The 16,068-nt window shown below is 72.8% G+C and carries 15 protein-coding genes and 1 pseudogene; 4 read left to right on the top strand and 12 right to left on the bottom strand.

The genetic code is table 11. From position 1 onward, the window contains the following. Window positions 1-3: 3 nt before the first annotated feature. Window positions 4-351 carry a VOC family protein gene (locus MUY14_RS14450; protein WP_247023512.1) on the bottom strand — a complete coding sequence of 116 codons (348 nt, stop codon included), beginning with the start codon at window positions 349-351 and terminating at the stop codon, window positions 4-6. A gap of 91 nt (window positions 352-442) precedes the next feature. Between MUY14_RS14450 and MUY14_RS14445 the strand changes: the two are divergent. Further along, window positions 443-857: pseudogene (locus tag MUY14_RS14445) on the top strand (IS1634 family transposase); the annotation flags it as partial. A 113-nt stretch (window positions 858-970) separates the two neighbouring features. Here the strand turns inward: MUY14_RS14445 and mftB are convergent. The 4 genes from mftB to MUY14_RS14425 all read right to left on the bottom strand — a co-directional run bounded on the left by mftB (window position 971) and on the right by MUY14_RS14425 (window position 5,225). Beyond that, window positions 971-1,219, bottom strand: coding sequence for a mycofactocin biosynthesis chaperone MftB (gene mftB, locus MUY14_RS14440; protein ID WP_247023511.1), 249 nt, complete (start codon window positions 1,217-1,219; stop codon window positions 971-973). A gap of 13 nt (window positions 1,220-1,232) precedes the next feature. After that, window positions 1,233-2,342 (bottom strand): NDMA-dependent alcohol dehydrogenase, encoded by a 1,110-nt coding sequence (locus tag MUY14_RS14435; RefSeq protein ID WP_247023510.1) that lies wholly within the window; start codon window positions 2,340-2,342, stop codon window positions 1,233-1,235. A 91-nt stretch (window positions 2,343-2,433) separates the two neighbouring features. Next, window positions 2,434-4,041: a sigma-54-dependent Fis family transcriptional regulator gene (locus MUY14_RS14430; RefSeq protein ID WP_247023509.1), complete on the bottom strand. Its 1,608-nt coding sequence runs from the start codon at window positions 4,039-4,041 to the stop codon at window positions 2,434-2,436. 314 nt (window positions 4,042-4,355) lie between these two features. Then, window positions 4,356-5,225, bottom strand: a complete 870-nt coding sequence (locus MUY14_RS14425; RefSeq protein WP_247023508.1) for an urea carboxylase-associated family protein — start codon at window positions 5,223-5,225, stop codon at window positions 4,356-4,358. 202 nt (window positions 5,226-5,427) lie between these two features. Here MUY14_RS14425 and MUY14_RS14420 point away from each other — a divergent pair, with 202 nt between their 5' ends. Together MUY14_RS14420 and MUY14_RS14415 are read left to right on the top strand one after the other, a co-directional pair. Further along, window positions 5,428-6,153, top strand: coding sequence for a hypothetical protein (locus MUY14_RS14420; RefSeq protein ID WP_247023507.1), 726 nt, complete (start codon window positions 5,428-5,430; stop codon window positions 6,151-6,153). Window positions 6,154-6,235: 82 nt separating this feature from the next. Continuing rightward, window positions 6,236-6,892 (top strand): HNH endonuclease family protein, encoded by a 657-nt coding sequence (locus MUY14_RS14415; protein ID WP_247023506.1) that lies wholly within the window; start codon window positions 6,236-6,238, stop codon window positions 6,890-6,892. Here MUY14_RS14415 and MUY14_RS14410 read toward each other — a convergent pair. After that, window positions 6,889-7,656: a fructosamine kinase family protein gene (locus MUY14_RS14410; protein ID WP_247023505.1), complete on the bottom strand. Its 768-nt coding sequence runs from the start codon at window positions 7,654-7,656 to the stop codon at window positions 6,889-6,891. The two genes, MUY14_RS14415 and MUY14_RS14410, sit on opposite strands and share 4 nt — an antisense overlap. A 55-nt stretch (window positions 7,657-7,711) precedes the next feature. Between MUY14_RS14410 and MUY14_RS14405 the strand changes: the two genes are divergently transcribed. Next, window positions 7,712-8,068, top strand: coding sequence for an MmcQ/YjbR family DNA-binding protein (locus MUY14_RS14405; protein WP_247023504.1), 357 nt, complete (start codon window positions 7,712-7,714; stop codon window positions 8,066-8,068). Here the strand turns inward: MUY14_RS14405 and MUY14_RS14400 are convergent. From MUY14_RS14400 to MUY14_RS14375, 6 genes are all read right to left on the bottom strand, one after another. Then, window positions 7,993-8,850 carry a GNAT family N-acetyltransferase gene (locus MUY14_RS14400; RefSeq protein ID WP_247023503.1) on the bottom strand — a complete coding sequence of 286 codons (858 nt, stop codon included), beginning with the start codon at window positions 8,848-8,850 and terminating at the stop codon, window positions 7,993-7,995. The genes MUY14_RS14405 and MUY14_RS14400 overlap by 76 nt on opposite strands. A gap of 46 nt (window positions 8,851-8,896) precedes the next feature. After that, complete coding sequence (locus MUY14_RS14395) at window positions 8,897-10,969, bottom strand: putative Ig domain-containing protein (RefSeq protein WP_247025133.1); 2,073 nt, start codon at window positions 10,967-10,969, stop codon at window positions 8,897-8,899. Between the two features lie 107 nt (window positions 10,970-11,076). Continuing rightward, window positions 11,077-12,261 carry an AMP-binding protein gene (locus MUY14_RS14390; RefSeq protein WP_247023502.1) on the bottom strand — a complete coding sequence of 395 codons (1,185 nt, stop codon included), beginning with the start codon at window positions 12,259-12,261 and terminating at the stop codon, window positions 11,077-11,079. Between the two features lie 89 nt (window positions 12,262-12,350). Next, a complete protein-coding gene (locus MUY14_RS14385) occupies window positions 12,351-12,527 on the bottom strand; it encodes a hypothetical protein (protein WP_247023501.1) in 177 nt (58 codons plus the stop codon). Window positions 12,528-12,543: 16 nt separating this feature from the next. Then, window positions 12,544-12,903, bottom strand: coding sequence for an AMP-binding protein (locus MUY14_RS14380; protein WP_247023500.1), 360 nt, complete (start codon window positions 12,901-12,903; stop codon window positions 12,544-12,546). Window positions 12,904-12,939: 36 nt separating this feature from the next. Next, on the bottom strand, window positions 12,940-15,912 hold the full coding sequence (locus tag MUY14_RS14375) for a BTAD domain-containing putative transcriptional regulator (RefSeq protein WP_247023498.1): 2,973 nt from the start codon (window positions 15,910-15,912) through the stop codon (window positions 12,940-12,942). Window positions 15,913-16,068 lie beyond the last annotated feature (156 nt).

The following is a 16,068-nucleotide window of genomic DNA, read 5'->3' as shown; positions in this document are numbered from 1 at the left end:
GTACTAGGTAAGCGGCTGGCTGAAGATCAACAAGTGCCCATCGGGTGTCCGTACGTTGAAGTCGCGCATCCCGTAGGGCCGGTCGGCCAGTGGCTCGACGATGTCGGCACCGCGGGCGCGCAGCTCGTCGTGGCAGGAATCGACGTCGTCGACGACAACCGTCACCCTGGCCGGGCCGACGCTGCTTTCGGCGTACAGGTGGAACTCGGCGGTGTCGCGGATCACGGCCGCGTAGCTGGGTGGGGTCTCCCAGGTGAATATGGTGTCGAATCCGAGCACGTCCGTGAAGTACGACCGCGCTGCCTGCACATCTCGGCACGGCAGCACGGGAATCGCCACCCGCATGACCATTCCGTCACCTTACCTGCCTTTGGCTCAAGATCGCTGATCTTGGGTAGGGTGCCGGCTGTTGAGCTGCGGTTTCGTCGTGTGAACGGCGAAGATCTGCGGTGCAGATCGTGTTCTCCGCGGGTCGCGGGACATCGAGCACATCGGCTCGGCGCATGACGATGCGGCGTTGGAGGCGCTCACGGCGGTGGCGAGGCAGCGGCGTTGCAGGCCGGTGGTGGGCCGCTTGCGATCACGTCGTCGCGGATGGAGTACCTGTGGGACGCGCTCGGCCACGCCTACCAGCTGTGGGGGTTGGAGGAGGCTGCTGGTGGTGACGAGGTGTTCCGATTACTGGTGCTGGCAAGGATCGTCGAGCCGACCAGCAAGCTGGACAGTCTGCGGGTGGTCGAGGAGGCAGGTCGGCGTACGCGACCCTCAAGCGGCGTCTGCCCGCGTTCGCGAAAGAGCCCTGGCGGCAGAAGTTGGCCGCGGCATGCGCCCGCACCGCTGATCTGGGGCCGGCGTCCTCGAGTCGAGAAGTTCGGCGGTGAGGCTGACATGGCAGATGTCGTCGATGCTTGCCTTGGTACCTGTGGAGCCGGTGGCCACCGCGTCGGGATCGCGGTGGCCACCGGGGGTTTCACGGCTCGGCGACGATGACGCCGGTGGCGGCGAGGTGTTCGAGCGCCGCCACCACCCGGGCCCGCGTGGTCTCGCCGAGCTCGGCGGCGTCGATCGCGTCGCGCGCCGTGGCGTGCATCGCCAGCGCCCGGACGAAGCGGACCACGTCGGGAGTCCCGAGCAGGCACCCGTCCCGGTGCTCGCAGCGGTGGACGAGCACCTCGAAGGGCTCGTGGGGGTTCACCCGGTACGGCGCGTCGAGGTCCATTGTGGACCCCCCGCTACGCGTGGACGATCACGCCGCGGATGTTCTTCCCGTCGCGCAGGTCCTGATAGCCCTCGTTGACCTGCTCGAGGGTGTACTTGCGGGTGACCAGCTCGTCGAGCTTGAGCTTCCCGGCGTCGTAGAGCCGCAGCAGCCGGACGATGTCGTACTGCGGGTTCGCCGAGCCGAACAGCGTGCCCTTGATCGTCTTCTCGAACAGCGTCATGACGCCGCCGGAGACGTGCACGGTGAGCTTCTCGGGGTTGGCGAGCCCGGTGATGACGACGGTGCCGCCCTTGCCGACGACGTTGAACGCTTCGCTGACGACGTCCTCCTCCACGGTGCCGACGGTGATCAGCGCCTGGTCGGCCAGCTGGCCCCAGGTGAGCTCGTTGACCTTCTCGGCGGCTTCGGCCGCGGTGGCGAACGCGTGGGTGGCGCCGAACTTGAGCGCAGCCTCCCGCTTGAACTCGACGGGATCGACCGCGACGACGTACTTCGCCCCGGCGTGCGCGGCACCCTGCACGGCGTTGATCCCGATGCCGCCGATCCCGTAGACGACGGTGGTGTCCCCGGCGCGGACCCCGCCGGCGTAGTTGGCGGTGGCCCACCCGGTGGGCACGCCGCAGCCGACCAGGACCGCGGTCTCCAGCGGCAGCCAGTCGTCGACCTTGACCACCGAGTGCTGCGAGATGGTGGCGCGCTCGGAGAACGTGCCGAGCATGCACATCGCGCCGAAGTCCTGGCCGCCGCCGTGGAAGCGGAAGGTGCCGTCGGGCAGGTGGCCGTCGAGGATGGTGGCGCCCATGTCGCAGAGGTTCTGGCGGCCGGTCGAGCAGTAGCGGCAGGTACCGCAGTTCGGGATGAAGCTGCACACGACGTGGTCGCCGGGCGCGACCTTGGTGACACCGGGGCCGACCTCTTCGATGACCCCGGCGCCCTCGTGCCCGCCGATGATCGGGAACCGCGGCACCAGGTCGTTGTCGATCAGGTGCAGATCCGAGTGGCACAACCCGGCGGCGGTGTACTTGATGAGCACCTCACCGGGACCGGGCCCGTCGAGGTCGAGCTCCATGATCTCGAACGGCTTCCCGGCATCGAACAGTACGGCTGCCTTCGTCTTCACGGCCATCTCCTTGACGTGCGGCGTGCGTCCTCGCCCGTCGATTGTGAGCAGCGGCCGCGGCCGTGGGGTGTCCGAATCCCGGACACCCCTCTCAGCGGACCCGCAGCGCGCGCATGCGGTTGTAGAGCGTCGAGCGGCTGATGCCCAGCTGCTTCGCCGCCCGCACCTTGTTGCCGTCGCAGGCTCGCAGCGTGCGGACGATGACGTCGTACTCGGCCTGCTCCCAGCCGGTCAGGGCCCCGCCCGTCTCCGTGCAGTCCGGGGCCAGGTCGGCCGCCGTCAGGTCGCCGGCCGAGCGGCGGTCGGCCGCCGCCGCCAGGACGCCCTCCAGCTCGCGCAGGTTGCCCGGCCAGTGCTGGGACGCCAGCAGCTCCAGCGCGCCCGGCGTCAGGCGCAGCGAAGCACCGAAGCCGCGTAGCAGCTCGCGGGCGATCGCCGGGATCTCGTCGCGGCGCTCGCGCAGCGGGGGCAGCTCGATCCGGCGGTGGACGCGTGCCGCCAGGGTCGCCTGCTCGCCGTGCAGCTCCGACGGCGGGCCGCTGAGCAGGGCGAACCACGCCGGTGACTCGTCCAGCAGGCGGGCCAGGCGGACTGCCGCGAGCGGGGGCAGCAGCTGGATCCCGTCGATCACCAGCAGGCCACGGGAGCTCGCCGCCGCCTCCACGCGAGCGCACCAGTCGGCTTCGCCCGCGACGACGTCGGACGCGTCGAACTCGCGCACCGGCTCGTCCCCGGCGATCACCCGGGCCGCCGTGCTGCGGCCCGCGCCGGGCTCGCCGCAGACGAGCACCCGCCGCCGGGCGTGGCCGGCGCGGTGGAGGCGGTCTTCGATCGGCGCCGGGAAGAGCCCGCGCGCGGCGCGCGGGCGCGACACCACCGGGCTCGCCGGGCGCACCGGCGCCAGCTCGAACAGCAGCCCGGCGTTCGCCGACACGGCTTCGACGCGCACCTCCACCGGCGTGCCGGAGGTCAGCCGGATGCGCCGGAGCCCCCGCTGGGTGCGCCCGAGGTCCTGCAGCAGCCGGTGGTCGGCGGTGTCGACCAGCTCGGTCGCCGCCGTGTTGGCCAGCACGACGTCCTGGCCGAGCGCCAGCACCGCACAGGCCCGGTGCTGCACCGACTGGAACGCGGCCAGCAACTGCTGCTCGGCGAGCTTCGCGCCGTCGAGCAGCCGCCGTTCGATGTCGGCGACCGCGCGCCGCAGGAACGGCCCGAGCAGCGGGTTCGCGTCGCCGGCCGGCCCGGTGATGTCGAGGACGCCGGCCAGCCGCCGCGTCGAAGGGTGCACCAGCGGGTGGCCGTAGCAGGTGAACTGCTTCATGGCTTCGAGGAAGTGCTCGTCACCGTCGACGGAGACACCGCGGCGGGTCTCGAACGGCGTGGCGAGGGAGTTCGTTCCCGTCCGCTCCTCGATGAACTGGCAGCCGGGCACCGCGCTGACGTTCTCCAGCGCCAGCTCCACCGACCGCTCGGTGAACCGCCGCGCGACGATGCGGCACTCGTCGTCGGCGAGCACGACGCAGAACCGCGTGCCGGCCAGCTGCCGGGCCAGCTCGTCGAGCACGGGCGAAGCGGCCCGCAGCAACCGGCTGCGGCTGTCGACGTCGGCGACGTCGAGCCGGTCGATGGCGGACGCCGGCGAGAGCCCGGAGAGCTCCGCCCGCCGCCACGACTGCGCGATCTCGGTCCGCAGGTCCACGCGCACTCCTCGAGCGACCCGATCGGTGTACCCGGCCTGCCATCATCACACGGACCGGCCGCCAGGTGAACCTTTCCGACCGGGCCGGTGCCCGCCCGCCCCGGCCGGACGGTTTCCGGGTACGCCGGATCGCTTGCGCCACAACGCAAAGAGCGTCGGCTCGCACTGAGCCCGTTCGGGAGCGGGACGCCCCGTGCAGGTCGGCGAACCGACCAAGCCGTTCCCGCTCGAGGAGGCTTCGGCAAGAGCGACGAGCGTGGAACTTCGCGATGGTGAGGCCCTCGGAGTCGGAACGCCGTCGACTTCCGGCCAGGCTACCCCGCGGGTTCGCCGCGCCGACCCGTCCGATCGGGCAGGTCGGCCCACTCCGGCAGCCGGACGCCGTGCAGCCCGCGGTAGGCCGCGCGCGCCGGTGGGGACCAGCCTTCCAACAGGTCGGCGCGCGGTGCGAACACCTCGACGCCGATCGGGTGGCAGACGTCGATCGGGTCGCGGGCGTCCGGGCCCCACAGCGGGACGGACAGGTCGCCGCCCGGGCACGTCGACAGCGCGCACAGCAGGTCGGCCTCCGCGAAGAACTCGAAGTGGTCGCCCGGGCGGGCCGGGCACGCCTTCATGAAGTAGCGGTCGTCTTCGGTGAGCCCGGTGCACTGGAAGACGTTCAGGACGTCGTGCACGTCGAACTCGGTGAGCCCGAACGGCGCGACCGCGCGGACCAGGTTCGAGTGGCAGTGGAAGTCGAAGTCCTCGCCGGTGAGCAGCCGGTTGACGTACGGGTCGCAGCGGGTGCCGAGCAGGTCGTGCACGCGGCCGCCGTCGCCGTCCACGCCGTGGTGCTCGAGGGTGTCGGCGGTGATCGTGGCCAGCGGGCGCAGGAACGGCAGCGTCGACCACAGCCGGTCGAACGTGCTGACGTGCGCGCGCTGGAGCTGGCGGGTGCGGGCCGCCCAGAACCGTTCGCGGGGGTCGTCGGCGTGCCACAGGTTGAGGTCCCCGACCTGCGGGCCTTCGACGGTGCTGAGCCGGCAGAGGTGGCCCTTCGGCACCCGCCACGCGCGGCCGGAGCGGATCGGGATTTCGAAGGCGTCGACCCGCACCCGGCCGGGCTCGGCGGCGAGCCGCCGGTAGAACGACCGGTCGACCTCGAGTGCGGCGCCCTGGTAGGCGGGTGGGGGTGCGCCCATGGCGTTCTCCTTCGTCGGGTGCGTCCAGCATGCCCTCGGTCACGCACGGTGGTGTTCGATCACTCGTTCGGCTGCTGGGGCGGCGGCGGTCGGGCTTTTACCGTCGTAGTGCCCTATTTCGTGGGAGGAGTGACCGGCGTTGCTCGTGGCCCTCCAGCGCACCGGTACCGAACGTGCTCTGCCGCCCGCGGCGGAGCACGTCGTGGAGTTGCTGCGTTCCTGGGGGCGGGGACCGGACCACCTGACGGGCCTGGCGCTGGCGGGCATCGCGTTGCCGGGCCCCGAGTTCGTCGACGCCCTGGTCTTCACCCGCACCGGCGTGGTGGTGATCGCGGCGCACGAGCCCGGCCCCGACCCGGGATCGGGGGAGCGGGCGGGCGCGGCGGTGGCGGCGGCGCAGGGAGCGCTCGCCGGGCACGAAGGCGGCCGGTACGTGACCGGCCTGGTCGCGGTCGTCCCCGGACTGCCCGCCCCGGGTGCGCACTGGGACGAGCCCGCCACCGTCCCCGGGGTCGCCGTCGTCCTGGCCGACCCGCGGAGCCTGCGCCGGATCATCGTCCAGCACAACCGCTGGCGGACCGTCTGGTCGGCCGACGACGTCCTCGACGCCTGCTACGCGCTTTCCCTCGCCCACCTGGCCCCGCCCCGGTCCGCGCTGGTCGCCGACGGGTTCCCGGTGCGCCTGCCGGACCGCTCCCGGCTGCCGGAGCTGCCCGCGGTCGTGCCCATCCCGGCCGAACCCCCGCCGGCCGCCGAGGAACCCGGCGAGCCGGCCGTCCCGCTGCCCCGGCGGCCGGGTTCGGCGGTCTTCCCGCGGCCCCGGCCGATCCGGCAGGTGCCCTGGGGCCTGCTGGCGGTGCTGACGCTGCTCGTCACCGCAGGCGTCATCGCCGCCGTGTTCGTCGCGCAGGTCTTCCACGGCTCGTAAAGATCGCGCCAACTAGGCCATCTGCACCGTTTCCCCGCGACGTCGGCTGGGCACCTCCCGGTAGATGTGAAAGGGGTTCACGATGCCGCGCACCCAAGCGCTCGTTCTGCTGGCCGTCCTCACCGGTGCCGCCGTCACCGGCTGCAAGGTGCCCGACGACCTGGCCTCCGGGGCCCAGCCGACCGGAACCGCCGCCGCCGCGCCGGTCGCGCCCGCCGAAGCGCGGGCCGAGCTGGGACAGCTGAAGGTCGCCGTGCGCGGGACCATGGACGGATACAGCCGCGAGAAGTTTCCGCACTGGGACAAGGTCGAGGGCGCCTGCGACACCCGCGAGCAGGTCCTCAAGCGCGACGGCAAGGACGTCACCACGAACTCCGACTGCGCCGCCAAGTCCGGCACCTGGGTGAGCGCCTACGACGGCCAGACCTGGCACAAGGCGTCCGATGTGGACATCGACCACATGGTGCCGCTGGGGCAGGCGTGGGTCAGCGGCGCCAAGTCGTGGACCCAGGAGCGCCGCGAGCAGTTCGCGAACGACCTGGTCCGCCCGCAGCTGCACGCGGTCACCGACAACCTCAACGAGCAGAAGAGCGACAAGGCACCCGACCAGTGGAAGCCGCCGCTCGTCTCGTACTGGTGCACCTACGCCACGGACTGGATCGTCGTGAAGCGCAACTACGGCCTGACGATCACCGTGCCGGAGAAGACGGCGCTGGAGTCGATGCTGCAGCACTGCTAACGCAGCGAGCGCGCCGCCGCCAGCGCCTGCCCGGCGTAGGACCGTCCGAACAGGACGGTGTGCACCAGCAGCGGGAACAGCTGGTGCAGCTCGATCCGCTCCGCCCAGCCGCCGGCCAGCGGGGCTTCCTCCTGGTAGGCGGCGAGGACGCGGTCGAGGTGCGGGCAGCCGAACAGCTGCAGCATCGCCAGGTCCGTCTCGCGGTGCCCGCCGTGCGCGGCCGGGTCGATCAGCCACCCGTCTTCGCCGTCCCACAGGACGTTGCCGTTCCACAGGTCGCCGTGCAGCCGGGACGGCGGTTCGTCGAGCGCGGGGAACCGGGCGCAGGCGCGCTCGAAGACCGCGGCCTCGGCCGGGCCGAACGTCCCGGCGTCGACCGCGCGCCGGACGTAGGGCAGCACCCGGTGCGCGGCGTACCACGACGCCCAGTCCTCCCCGGGGACGTTCGCCATCGGGGCCAGGCCGATCCAGGCGTCGGCGGGTCCGCCCGGGGGAGCGGCGCCGAACGCCGGCGCCCCGGCCGCGTGGAGCCGCGCGAGCCCGCGCCCGAACCGCTCGGCCGCCGCCGCGCTCGGGCGTCCGGCCGGGACGCGGTCGAGCACCAGCTGTTCGTCGTCGTGGCTGTGCACCACCGGCACCGCGACCGCGTCCGCCGCGGCCAGCCAGCGCAACCCGGCGGCCTCGGCGGCGGCCGCGCCGGGGGCGTGCCCGCGCTTGACCACCACCACGCGGCCGTCGTCGAGAACGGCTTCGCGGATGCTCATGTCCCGCACCGTACCGGCGCGCTAACGTAGGCGCCGGAGACAGGGGGAACGACAGGTGACGGTCACGGTCCAGAAGCTCGAACGGCTGCTCGACGGGCTGGCGGAGGTCCAGCGCTCCGAAGCGCGCGACTACTCGTCGTTCAGCGTGCGCGGCAAGCGGTTCGGCTACTTCTGGCCGCGGACCCGGACCGTCGGCCTCAAGCAGGAGATCTCCGAGCAGCTGGCGCTCGTGGCGGAGCGCCCCGACGTCTTCGAGGTCCAGTTCACCGCGGGCGGGTTCGGCTGGGTGGTCGTGTACCTCGACGGGATCGGCGCCGACGAGCTGGCCGAACTGCTCTACGAGGCCTGGCGGCTTTCGGCGCCCGAGGAGCTCGCCGCCGAGGCGCCCTTCACCAGGATCGCCCGCGCGTAGAGCAGTTCGAACCCCAGCCGCTGCACGTTCTGCTGCGACTTCGACCCCGGCTGCGTGGTGACGACGGCGAGGTCGCACCCCAAGGCGGCGGCGGTCGCGAGCCGGGCGCGCACCAGGGCCGTCTGCACGCCGCGGCGGCGGTGGGCGGGCAGCGTCGCCGCGGCGCCCAGCTGCGCGATCCCGTCGGCGACGCGAAGCCCGGCGCCGCCGGCGAATTCGCCCTCGCGTTCCGCCGTGAACCGCAGCATCCCCGGCATGTCGCGCAGCGCGTCGACGATGGTCTCGCGCGAGAACTCCTCGTGCGAGGCCAGGCCTTCGGTGTCGGCCACGACGGACGCGTCGGCGATGGCGGCCAGCCACGTCTCCAGCTCGTCGTCCCCGGAGCGCCGGACGAAGTCGGGGAAGCCGGCGTCGGCGACCCGGCGGCCGAGCACGTTCTCGTAGTTCTCCAGCCGGTAGCCCCGGTCGGTCAGGTGCCCGCCGAAGGACGCGTCCGCCAGCTGTGACACTTCGATCTGCACTGGTGCGCCCAGCTCGGCGTAGGCCGCTTCGATCTCCTCCAGCCCGTCGGGCGGGCCGTCGAAGCCGACCCCGGCGACCTTGTTGTACGGAGAGTCCGCCTCCGCGAAGCTCGCGACCCCGCCGGCGAACGGCCGCGCGAAGCCGACGTCGTCGCCCCGGCGGGCTCGTGCCGCATCGCTGCTCTCGACGACCAGCCGCACCTCGGCGCGTTCGATCCGGGCCGCCAGCGCGACGTCGCAGAAAAGCCGTTCCCCGTCCATGTCCCCAGGGTGGCGGACGTGGACGGGGAACGGAACCGAATTTCGCTCAGCCCTCCACGCGGTGCGACGCCCAGAACGACGTCAGGTCGGTCGACCCGGCCGCCGCCTGCGCCGCCGCCTTGAACTCCGCGGTGGTCGACACGCCGTACCAGTGCGACTGGGCGTAGGACTTCAGCAGGTTCGCCATCGCCGTGTCGCCGATCAGCCGCCGCAGGTCGTGCAGCGTGCACTTGCCGTAGTTGTAGACGACCGTGGAGTACCGCGACGAATGCGCGTCCCAGTAGGCCATCGAGTTGGTCAGCTTCTCCGCGCTCGACTGCCACGTGATGCCGCAGCCGCTTCCGGTGACCCCGCGGTAGAGGTCGGTGGCGTAGTCGGTGAAGCTCTCGTCCAGCCACGGGGAGTTGTACTCGTCGTCGCCGACGATCCCGTAGAACCACTGGTGCGCCAGCTCGTGCGGGAGCGCCGTGGTCGACACGAGGTCCAGCACGAAGCCCGGGTACTCCATGCCGCCGAACCAGAAGTTGTTGTCCAGCACCACGTCCACCTCGCCGTACGGGTAGTCGCCGAAGCGGCCCGAGTGGACGTCGATGGAGTCGGCGGCCAGGCTCAGCATCTGGTTGGCGCTGCTGGTGGAGATCCCGCTGACCGAGTAGACGTTCACCCGCACGCCCTTGCCGGACGTCGTGCTGATCTTGGCGAACGGCCCGGCGCCCCAGGCGAAGTCGCGCACCTTGTTCGCGACGGCGCGGGTGGTGGTCGTGCTGCCGCTGGTCGTCTCGGTCGACGTCCCGGTGGCCGGGGTCAGCAGCGCCGTCGGGTGCACCAGCGTGACGTCGAAGTCGCTGATCACGGTGTAGAACGACTCGCCGTTGTTGGTGTAGGGGTCGAGGTGCCAGCCCGCGCCGTCGCGGACCGCGAGCACCGGTAGCGCGTTGCCGATCATGTTGTACGCGCCGTCGTGGCCGAACCGGTCGGCGCCGCTGGGCACGACGATCTTCAGGTCGAACCCGATGGTCGCCGACTGGCCCTGCGCGAGCGGTGCCGGCAGCGTGATCTTCATGGCCGTGCAGTCCACGCTCAGCGCGGACGGCGTACCGCCGGTGACGTTCGTGACCGTGATCGGCGTGGTCGGGCAGGTGCCGTGGTAGTTGTCCCAGAGCCGCAGGTAGACCTCGGGCAGCGCGGTCGCGGAGCCGTTGGTGAAGCTGACGCTCTGGTGGCCGTTCCAGGTGTCGCCCGCGGTGTTCGACGTGAGGTTCACCGTGTAGGCGGGGTTGATCGGGGTGCGCGTCGAGTCGGCGGGTGCCGCGGTGATCGTCCACGCGAAAGTGGCGCTGCCGCTGTTGCCGGCGGGGTCCTTGGCGGTGACCGTCACCGACGACGTCCCGGCCGCCGTCGGCGTGCCGGTGATCTTCCCGGTGCTCGCGCCGATCGTCAGGCCGGCGGGCAGGCCGGTCGCGGTCCAGGTGAGCGCGTCGCCCTGCGGGTCACTGGCCTGGACCTGCAGGGACGCGGCCTGGCCGACGGCGCCGGTCTGGGCGCCGGGCGAGGTGACGACCGGGGACTGCGGGTTCTGCGAACCGGTGGTGGTCAGCGAGAAGTCGTCGAGGAGGAAGTTGGTGGCGAGGCTCGAGTCCTCGGTGCCGGTGACCTTGAGCGTCACCGTCTGGCCCAGGTAGCGCGACACGTCGACGGTGCGCTGGACGTACCCGGTGTTCTTGTCGAGGTTCGAGTAGCTCGCGAGGGTGTCGGTGCCGACCTGGACGACGAGCTTGTCGTAGGCGGTGGTGGTCGTCGTCTCCTTGGTGTCGACGTGCGCCCACCACGAAAGGGCCGCCGACGCGCAGCCCGCGGGCAGCGTCAGCGACTGGGACAGGGTGTCGGTGTGCGTACTGCCGTAGCCGTCGAGCCAGGCGTCCATCGTGCCGCCGTGCGACGGTTCCGCCGTGGTGGCGGCGGAGATGACCCCGCTGGTCTGGGTCCACGGCGTGGTGCCGCTTTCGAACCCGCCGTTGCCGACGACCTGGTCACCGCAAACCGCCGCGGCCTCGGCCGGCGCGGCGACGGCGACTGTGCCCAGCAGGCCTACGGCCGCACCGAGCGCAGCAGAAAGCACCCTCGATCTCATGGGGGAGTCCTTTCGCGGCCCCGTCCGTCGGGGCCACGGAAAAGGGTCCCCCGCGGTGGGGGCGGCAACAACCCGCCATGAGTCGGGTTCCGGGTTCAGGCCTGCTGGAGCACGTTCAGCAGGATGAAGAGCAGCACGAGCGCGCCGGCCACCGCGACGACGGCGGAGACCGCCGACCGGATCATCTCCCCGAAGCCCTTGGCGGTCCGGGCCCGGTAGGCGGAGTAGTTGGCGCGGGCCTCGCGGGCACTGTGGACCCGGCTGCCGACGAGCAGCCCGGCGGCCAGGGCGAGGAGGACGGCGATGAAAACGGACACGAGCGAATCCCTTCGGAACGGAGAACGGCGAACGGCCTTATTCCTAGACCCGACGGACAGCGCGCGCCACGGCTTTCCGCGGATTCTTCGCGGGCCGGTCGGCCCTGGCGGGACGGGTGTCCCGCGTTCTCCGGAAAACGCCGGTCCGCGGTCGGCGGTATCCGTCGTTTTCCGTGCCGGGCAAGGACAAATCGGTGGCCAGTCGCTCGTGGCGAGACCCTTGTGCCGTTCCTGCAATTCTCGTTTGACGATCTTACCGCTCGGATTCTTGGGAAGCCGCTCCGTGAATACGACGTACTTGGGACATTTGTAACCGGCGAGATGTGACTTCGCGTGGTCGAGCACTTGCGCAGCGGTGAGGGTGACGCCTTCGCGCGGTACGACGACGGCGGTGACCGCCTCGATCCAGTGTGGATGGGCGATCCCGAACACCGCGGCTTCGGCGACGCCGTCGAGGAGGTGCAGCGCCTCCTCGACTTCGCGGCTCGCGACGTTCTCGCCCCCGGTCTTGATCATGTCCTTCTTGCGGTCCACGGCGGACAGGTAGCCGTCCTCGCCGACGACGCCGAGGTCGCCGGAGTGGAACCAGCCACCGCGGAACGTTTCGGCCGTTTTGTCCTCGTCGCGGTAATAGCCGAGCGTGGCGTGCGGGCTGCGGTGCACGATTTCGCCGACCACGCCGGACGCGACCGGCTCGTCCTCGTCGTCGACGATCCGGGTCTCGACGTCGAGCGACGGCCGCCCGGCCGACCCGGCCCGCTCGAGCTGCTCGTGCGGGCGCAGGATCGTCGCCAGCGGCGCCATTTCGGTCTGGCCGTAGAAGTTCCACAGGTCGACGTCCGGCAGCCGGCGGCGCAGCTCGCGCAGCACCTCGACCGGCATCGCGGACGCGCCGTAGTACCCCTTCCGCAGGCTGGAGAGGTCGGTGCGGTCGAAGTTTCCTGGCGCAGCAAGGAGATCCACACCGTCGGCGGCGCGAAGAGTGGCCGTGCCCGGCCCGGGCAGGCTGAAGCTGGTGGCGCCGAGGTGGACGTCGACGGAGAAGAAACAGTTCAGCTGCGCGCAGTGGTGCAGCGGTGGGGAAGCACCTCGACGCCGCTCATGCCGCCGTCGATCGCGCCGGAGATGTCCGGCGGGCTCGGGTCCCCTTCGGACAGCCACCGGTCGACGTCCTCCCGCTCGCCGCCCGCTCCGACCCGGCCACGCACAACGTCGCCGAGCTCCAGCACCTTTCGTGCGGTGGGTTCACGCGGCGACTTCGGCGTGGCGGAGGAGGCAGGCGATCTCGTCGGCCCCGAGCATGAAGTTGACCGGCACGAGCAGCACCCCGAGCTTGGCGGTGGCGAACGCGAGCGCGGCGTACTGCCGGCAGTTGTGACTCAGCAGCGCGAGCCGGTCGCCCCTGCGCAGCCCGCGCGCGGCGAGGGCGTGCGCACACCGGTAGGCGGCGGCCTCGAACTCGGCGAAGGTGAACCGCCGTTCGCCATCGATCACGGCGAGCTTGCCGGGCACGCGCAAAGCGGTCCGGCGGAGCAGATCACCGAGCGCGTGCTGCCGCGCCCGATCGACGAGAGTGGCGGTGGTCCCGGAGAACGGCTGATCCATCCCGGCAGTCCCGGCCGGGACGCGAACTCGCAAGCCTCAGCGGGCGAGGTGCCCGAGGGTCTCCGCGGCCCGCGTCTCCAACGGGCGGTAGCCGGACTGCGCGGCCAGCTTCGCCGCCGCTTCGCCGTGCGTGCGGGCCGGCTCCGCGTCGCCCAGAGCGAGTGCCGCTTCGGCCAGTCCGGTCAGCGCCGCCGCTTCGCACCACGTGAAGCTCGTCTCCCGCGCGATCTCCAACGCCGCCGCGAAGTGGGTGGCGGCGTCCGTCGGGTCGCCGAGGCGCAAGCACGTCTCGCCCCACGCCGCCAGCGCCGAGGCCTCCGTACCCCGGTCGCCGATCCGCCGGGTCAGCTCCACCGCGTCCGCCGCGTCGGACAAAGCCCGGGTGGCGTCGCCGGCGCGGGACTCCAGCACCGCGCGGCCGGACAGGGCCGCCGCCTCGCCGTACTGGTAGCCCAGCTCGCGGTTCGCCGTCAGCGCCCGCTCGTAGAACGCCGTCGCCGCCGCCGTGTCGCCGAGGTCGCGGTGCACATGCCCGAGGTCGACCAGGACCACCGCCACGCTGAACTTCGCCCCGTCGCGCTCGGCGATCTCCAGCGCGCGGCCGAAGTGCGTCAAAGCTTCGTCCAGGTCGCCGACCTGGCCGCAGGCGAAACCGACGTTCGCCAGCGCCATCGTGACGCCCGGGATCGCGAGCTGTTCGCACAGCCGCAACGACTCCAGGCCGCACGCGATCGCCTCGTGCGGGTCGCCGAGGCGCTGGTGGACCGCGCTCAGGTTGTTGAGGACCGCCGCGCGGCCGGCGGGCCAGTCCGCCGCCAGGCCGTCGTGCAGGACCGTCGTCAGGTGCGCGCGGGCTTCGGCGTAGCGGCCGCTGTTGACGCCGGCGAGCGCGATCGACAGCCGCATCGCCGCCTGGGCCCGGCGCGCGCCCGCGGCTTCGGCGGCGGTCAGCGCGGTCGTGGCCGTGTCGATCCACTCCGTGTGGTGGCCGCGGTGGTGGAAGAACGCCCGGAGCGCGTCGGCGAGGTGCCACGCGTACTCGCGGGCCTCGGGGTGCTCGACGGCCGCGGCGAGGTTCGGCCACTCCGTGTCCAGCCAGTCGAGGGCGGCTTCCGTACCGTCGAAGACGGGCGCAGGTTCGGGCCGGGGGAGGCGGAGGAAGTGCGGGATCAGCACGCGGCCCGCGGCGTCGGCCGCCGCGAGGTAGTGGTCGAACAGCCGGCGCCGCGCCGCCTCCTGATCCCCGGCAGGGTCGTCGGAGGCGGACCGGCCCGCCGCGTAGCTGCGCAGCAGGTCGTGGAAGCGGTAGCGGCCGGGCAGGTGCCGTTCGACCAGGTGGGCCGCGGCCAGGGCCTTGAGCAGCCGGGCCGCGTGGCTTTCGGTGACGCCGGCGAGCTCGGCCGCGACCGGCGCGGTGAACGTCTGCCCCGGCACCAGCGCGAGCCGCCGGAACAGCAGGCGGTGCTCGGCGGGCAGCGCCCGGTAGGACACCGAGAACGCCGTCGTCACCGCGCTTTCCTCGGCGCCGTCGACGCTCAGCCCGGCCAGCGGATCACCGCCGGCCAGCTCGCGGGCCAGCTCCGCGATCCCGGCCGCCTCGCCGGCGCCCAGGTTCGCCGCGGCCAGCCGCAGCGCCAGCGGGAGGTGCCCGCAGAGCCGGGCCAGCTCGGCCGCGGCGGCGGGCTCGGCGGCGACGGCGGCCGGGCCGAGCATCGTCTCCAGCAGCTGCCGGGCGTCGTCCGGCGGCAGCACGGACAGCGGCACCGCGCGGGCGCCGGTGCGGGCGATGAGGTCGCCGAGGCGCTGGCGGCTGGTGATCAGCACGGTGCCCGACGGCGGCAGCAGCGGCGTCACTTGCGCGCTGTCGCGGGCGTTGTCGAGCAGGACCAGCACCCGCCGGTCGGCCAGCAGTGAGCGCCACAGCGCCGTCCGCCCGTCCGGGTCGGGCGGGATCGCACGCGGGTCGGTGCCCAGCGCCCGCAGCAGCTGCGCGGCCGCGACGGCGGGTGTCAGCGGCTCGTGGTCGGGATCGAACCCGCGCAGGTCGAGGTAGAGCTGGCCGTCGGGGAACCGGTCGCGCACGCGGTGCGCCCACCGGACGGCGAGCGCGGTCTTGCCGACGCCCGCGGTGCCGGTGACCAGCCGGATGTCGGGCCCGGGGCCGCCGGCGGGCTCGTCGAGCCGGGCCAGGTCGGCGGCGCGGCCGGTGAAGCCGCGGACGTCGTGGGGGAGCTGGGCCGGGCGCACCGGCTCCGGTGGCGGCTCGGGCGCGACATCGAGGGCGGGGTCGCCGGCCAGGATCGCGGCTTCCAGGCGGGTCAGCTCCGGGGCCGGGTCGAGGCCCAGCTCGGCGGCGAGCCGGGCGCGCAGGCCGCGGAAAGCGGCGAGTGCGGCGTCGGTGCGGCCCTCGCGGTGCAGGGCGAGCATCAGCTGGCCGACGAACCGCTGCCGCAGCGGGTGCGCGGCGACGAGCTCGGTGAGTTCGGCCAGGACGGCGCGGCCCTGCCCCAGCCGCAGCTGCGCGTCGATCCGGTCCTCGAGCGCGCTCCACCGGGCCTCGTTCAGCCCGGCCAGCAGCCGCTCGGCGACGTCGGGGTCGGCGGCGCCGGCGAGCGCGTCGCCCCGCCACAGCGCGAGCGCGTCGCCGAGCAGCGCGACGGCGGTCTCGTCGCCGGCTGCGCGGGCCCGCCGGACCAGCGCGGTGAAGCGGTGGACGTCGACCGCGTCCGGGGCGGCGCGCAGGACGTACCCGTGGCCTTCGGTGACCAGCTCGGGGCCGCCCGCGGCGCGGAAGACCGCGCGGATCCGGGAGACCAGCGCCTGGACGGTGCCGCGGGCGCTCGCCGGGGGATCGGCGGGCCAGAGCAGGTCGACGAGCCGGTCGCGCGACACCGGGCGGCCGGCGTCGAGGAGCAGCACGGCGAGCACGAGCCGCTGCTTGCGGGAGCCGAGGTCGACCGGGGCGCCGTCCGCCGTGGCCTCGACGGCACCGAGGACGCGGAACTCCACCCGGTCACCTCCGTTCACCCGGCCGGGGCAAGGCGTGCAAGCGTACTGCAAGCTTTCTGCACGTCCGGTCCGCGATCCTGGCCGGGCTGCGGGACACCACCGGCGACGATGTCCACGCACCGGCTCGAACCGCCGGTGGAACGGCGGGTTCGGCTG

The sequence above is a fragment of the Amycolatopsis sp. FBCC-B4732 genome (assembly GCF_023008405.1).
Taxonomy (GTDB): Bacteria; Actinomycetota; Actinomycetes; order Mycobacteriales; family Pseudonocardiaceae; genus Amycolatopsis; species Amycolatopsis pretoriensis_A.
Note: the sequence above shows the minus strand (reverse complement) of the source record. Positions and strands in the feature narration are given on the sequence as shown.

Excerpts from the sequence above, each read along its gene's own strand:
- MUY14_RS14400 (WP_247023503.1), bottom strand. The coding sequence starts at position 8,850 with ATGGACGGGGAACGGCTTTTCTGCGACGTCGCGCTGGCGGCCCGGATC.
- MUY14_RS14380 (WP_247023500.1), bottom strand. The coding sequence starts at position 12,903 with ATGGATCAGCCGTTCTCCGGGACCACCGCCACTCTCGTCGATCGGGCG.
- MUY14_RS14450 (WP_247023512.1), bottom strand. The coding sequence starts at position 351 with ATGGTCATGCGGGTGGCGATTCCCGTGCTGCCGTGCCGAGATGTGCAG.
- MUY14_RS14425 (WP_247023508.1), bottom strand. The coding sequence starts at position 5,225 with ATGGGCGCACCCCCACCCGCCTACCAGGGCGCCGCACTCGAGGTCGAC.
- MUY14_RS14415 (WP_247023506.1), top strand. The coding sequence starts at position 6,236 with ATGCCGCGCACCCAAGCGCTCGTTCTGCTGGCCGTCCTCACCGGTGCC.
- MUY14_RS14410 (WP_247023505.1), bottom strand. The coding sequence starts at position 7,656 with ATGAGCATCCGCGAAGCCGTTCTCGACGACGGCCGCGTGGTGGTGGTC.
- mftB (WP_247023511.1), bottom strand. The coding sequence starts at position 1,219 with ATGGACCTCGACGCGCCGTACCGGGTGAACCCCCACGAGCCCTTCGAG.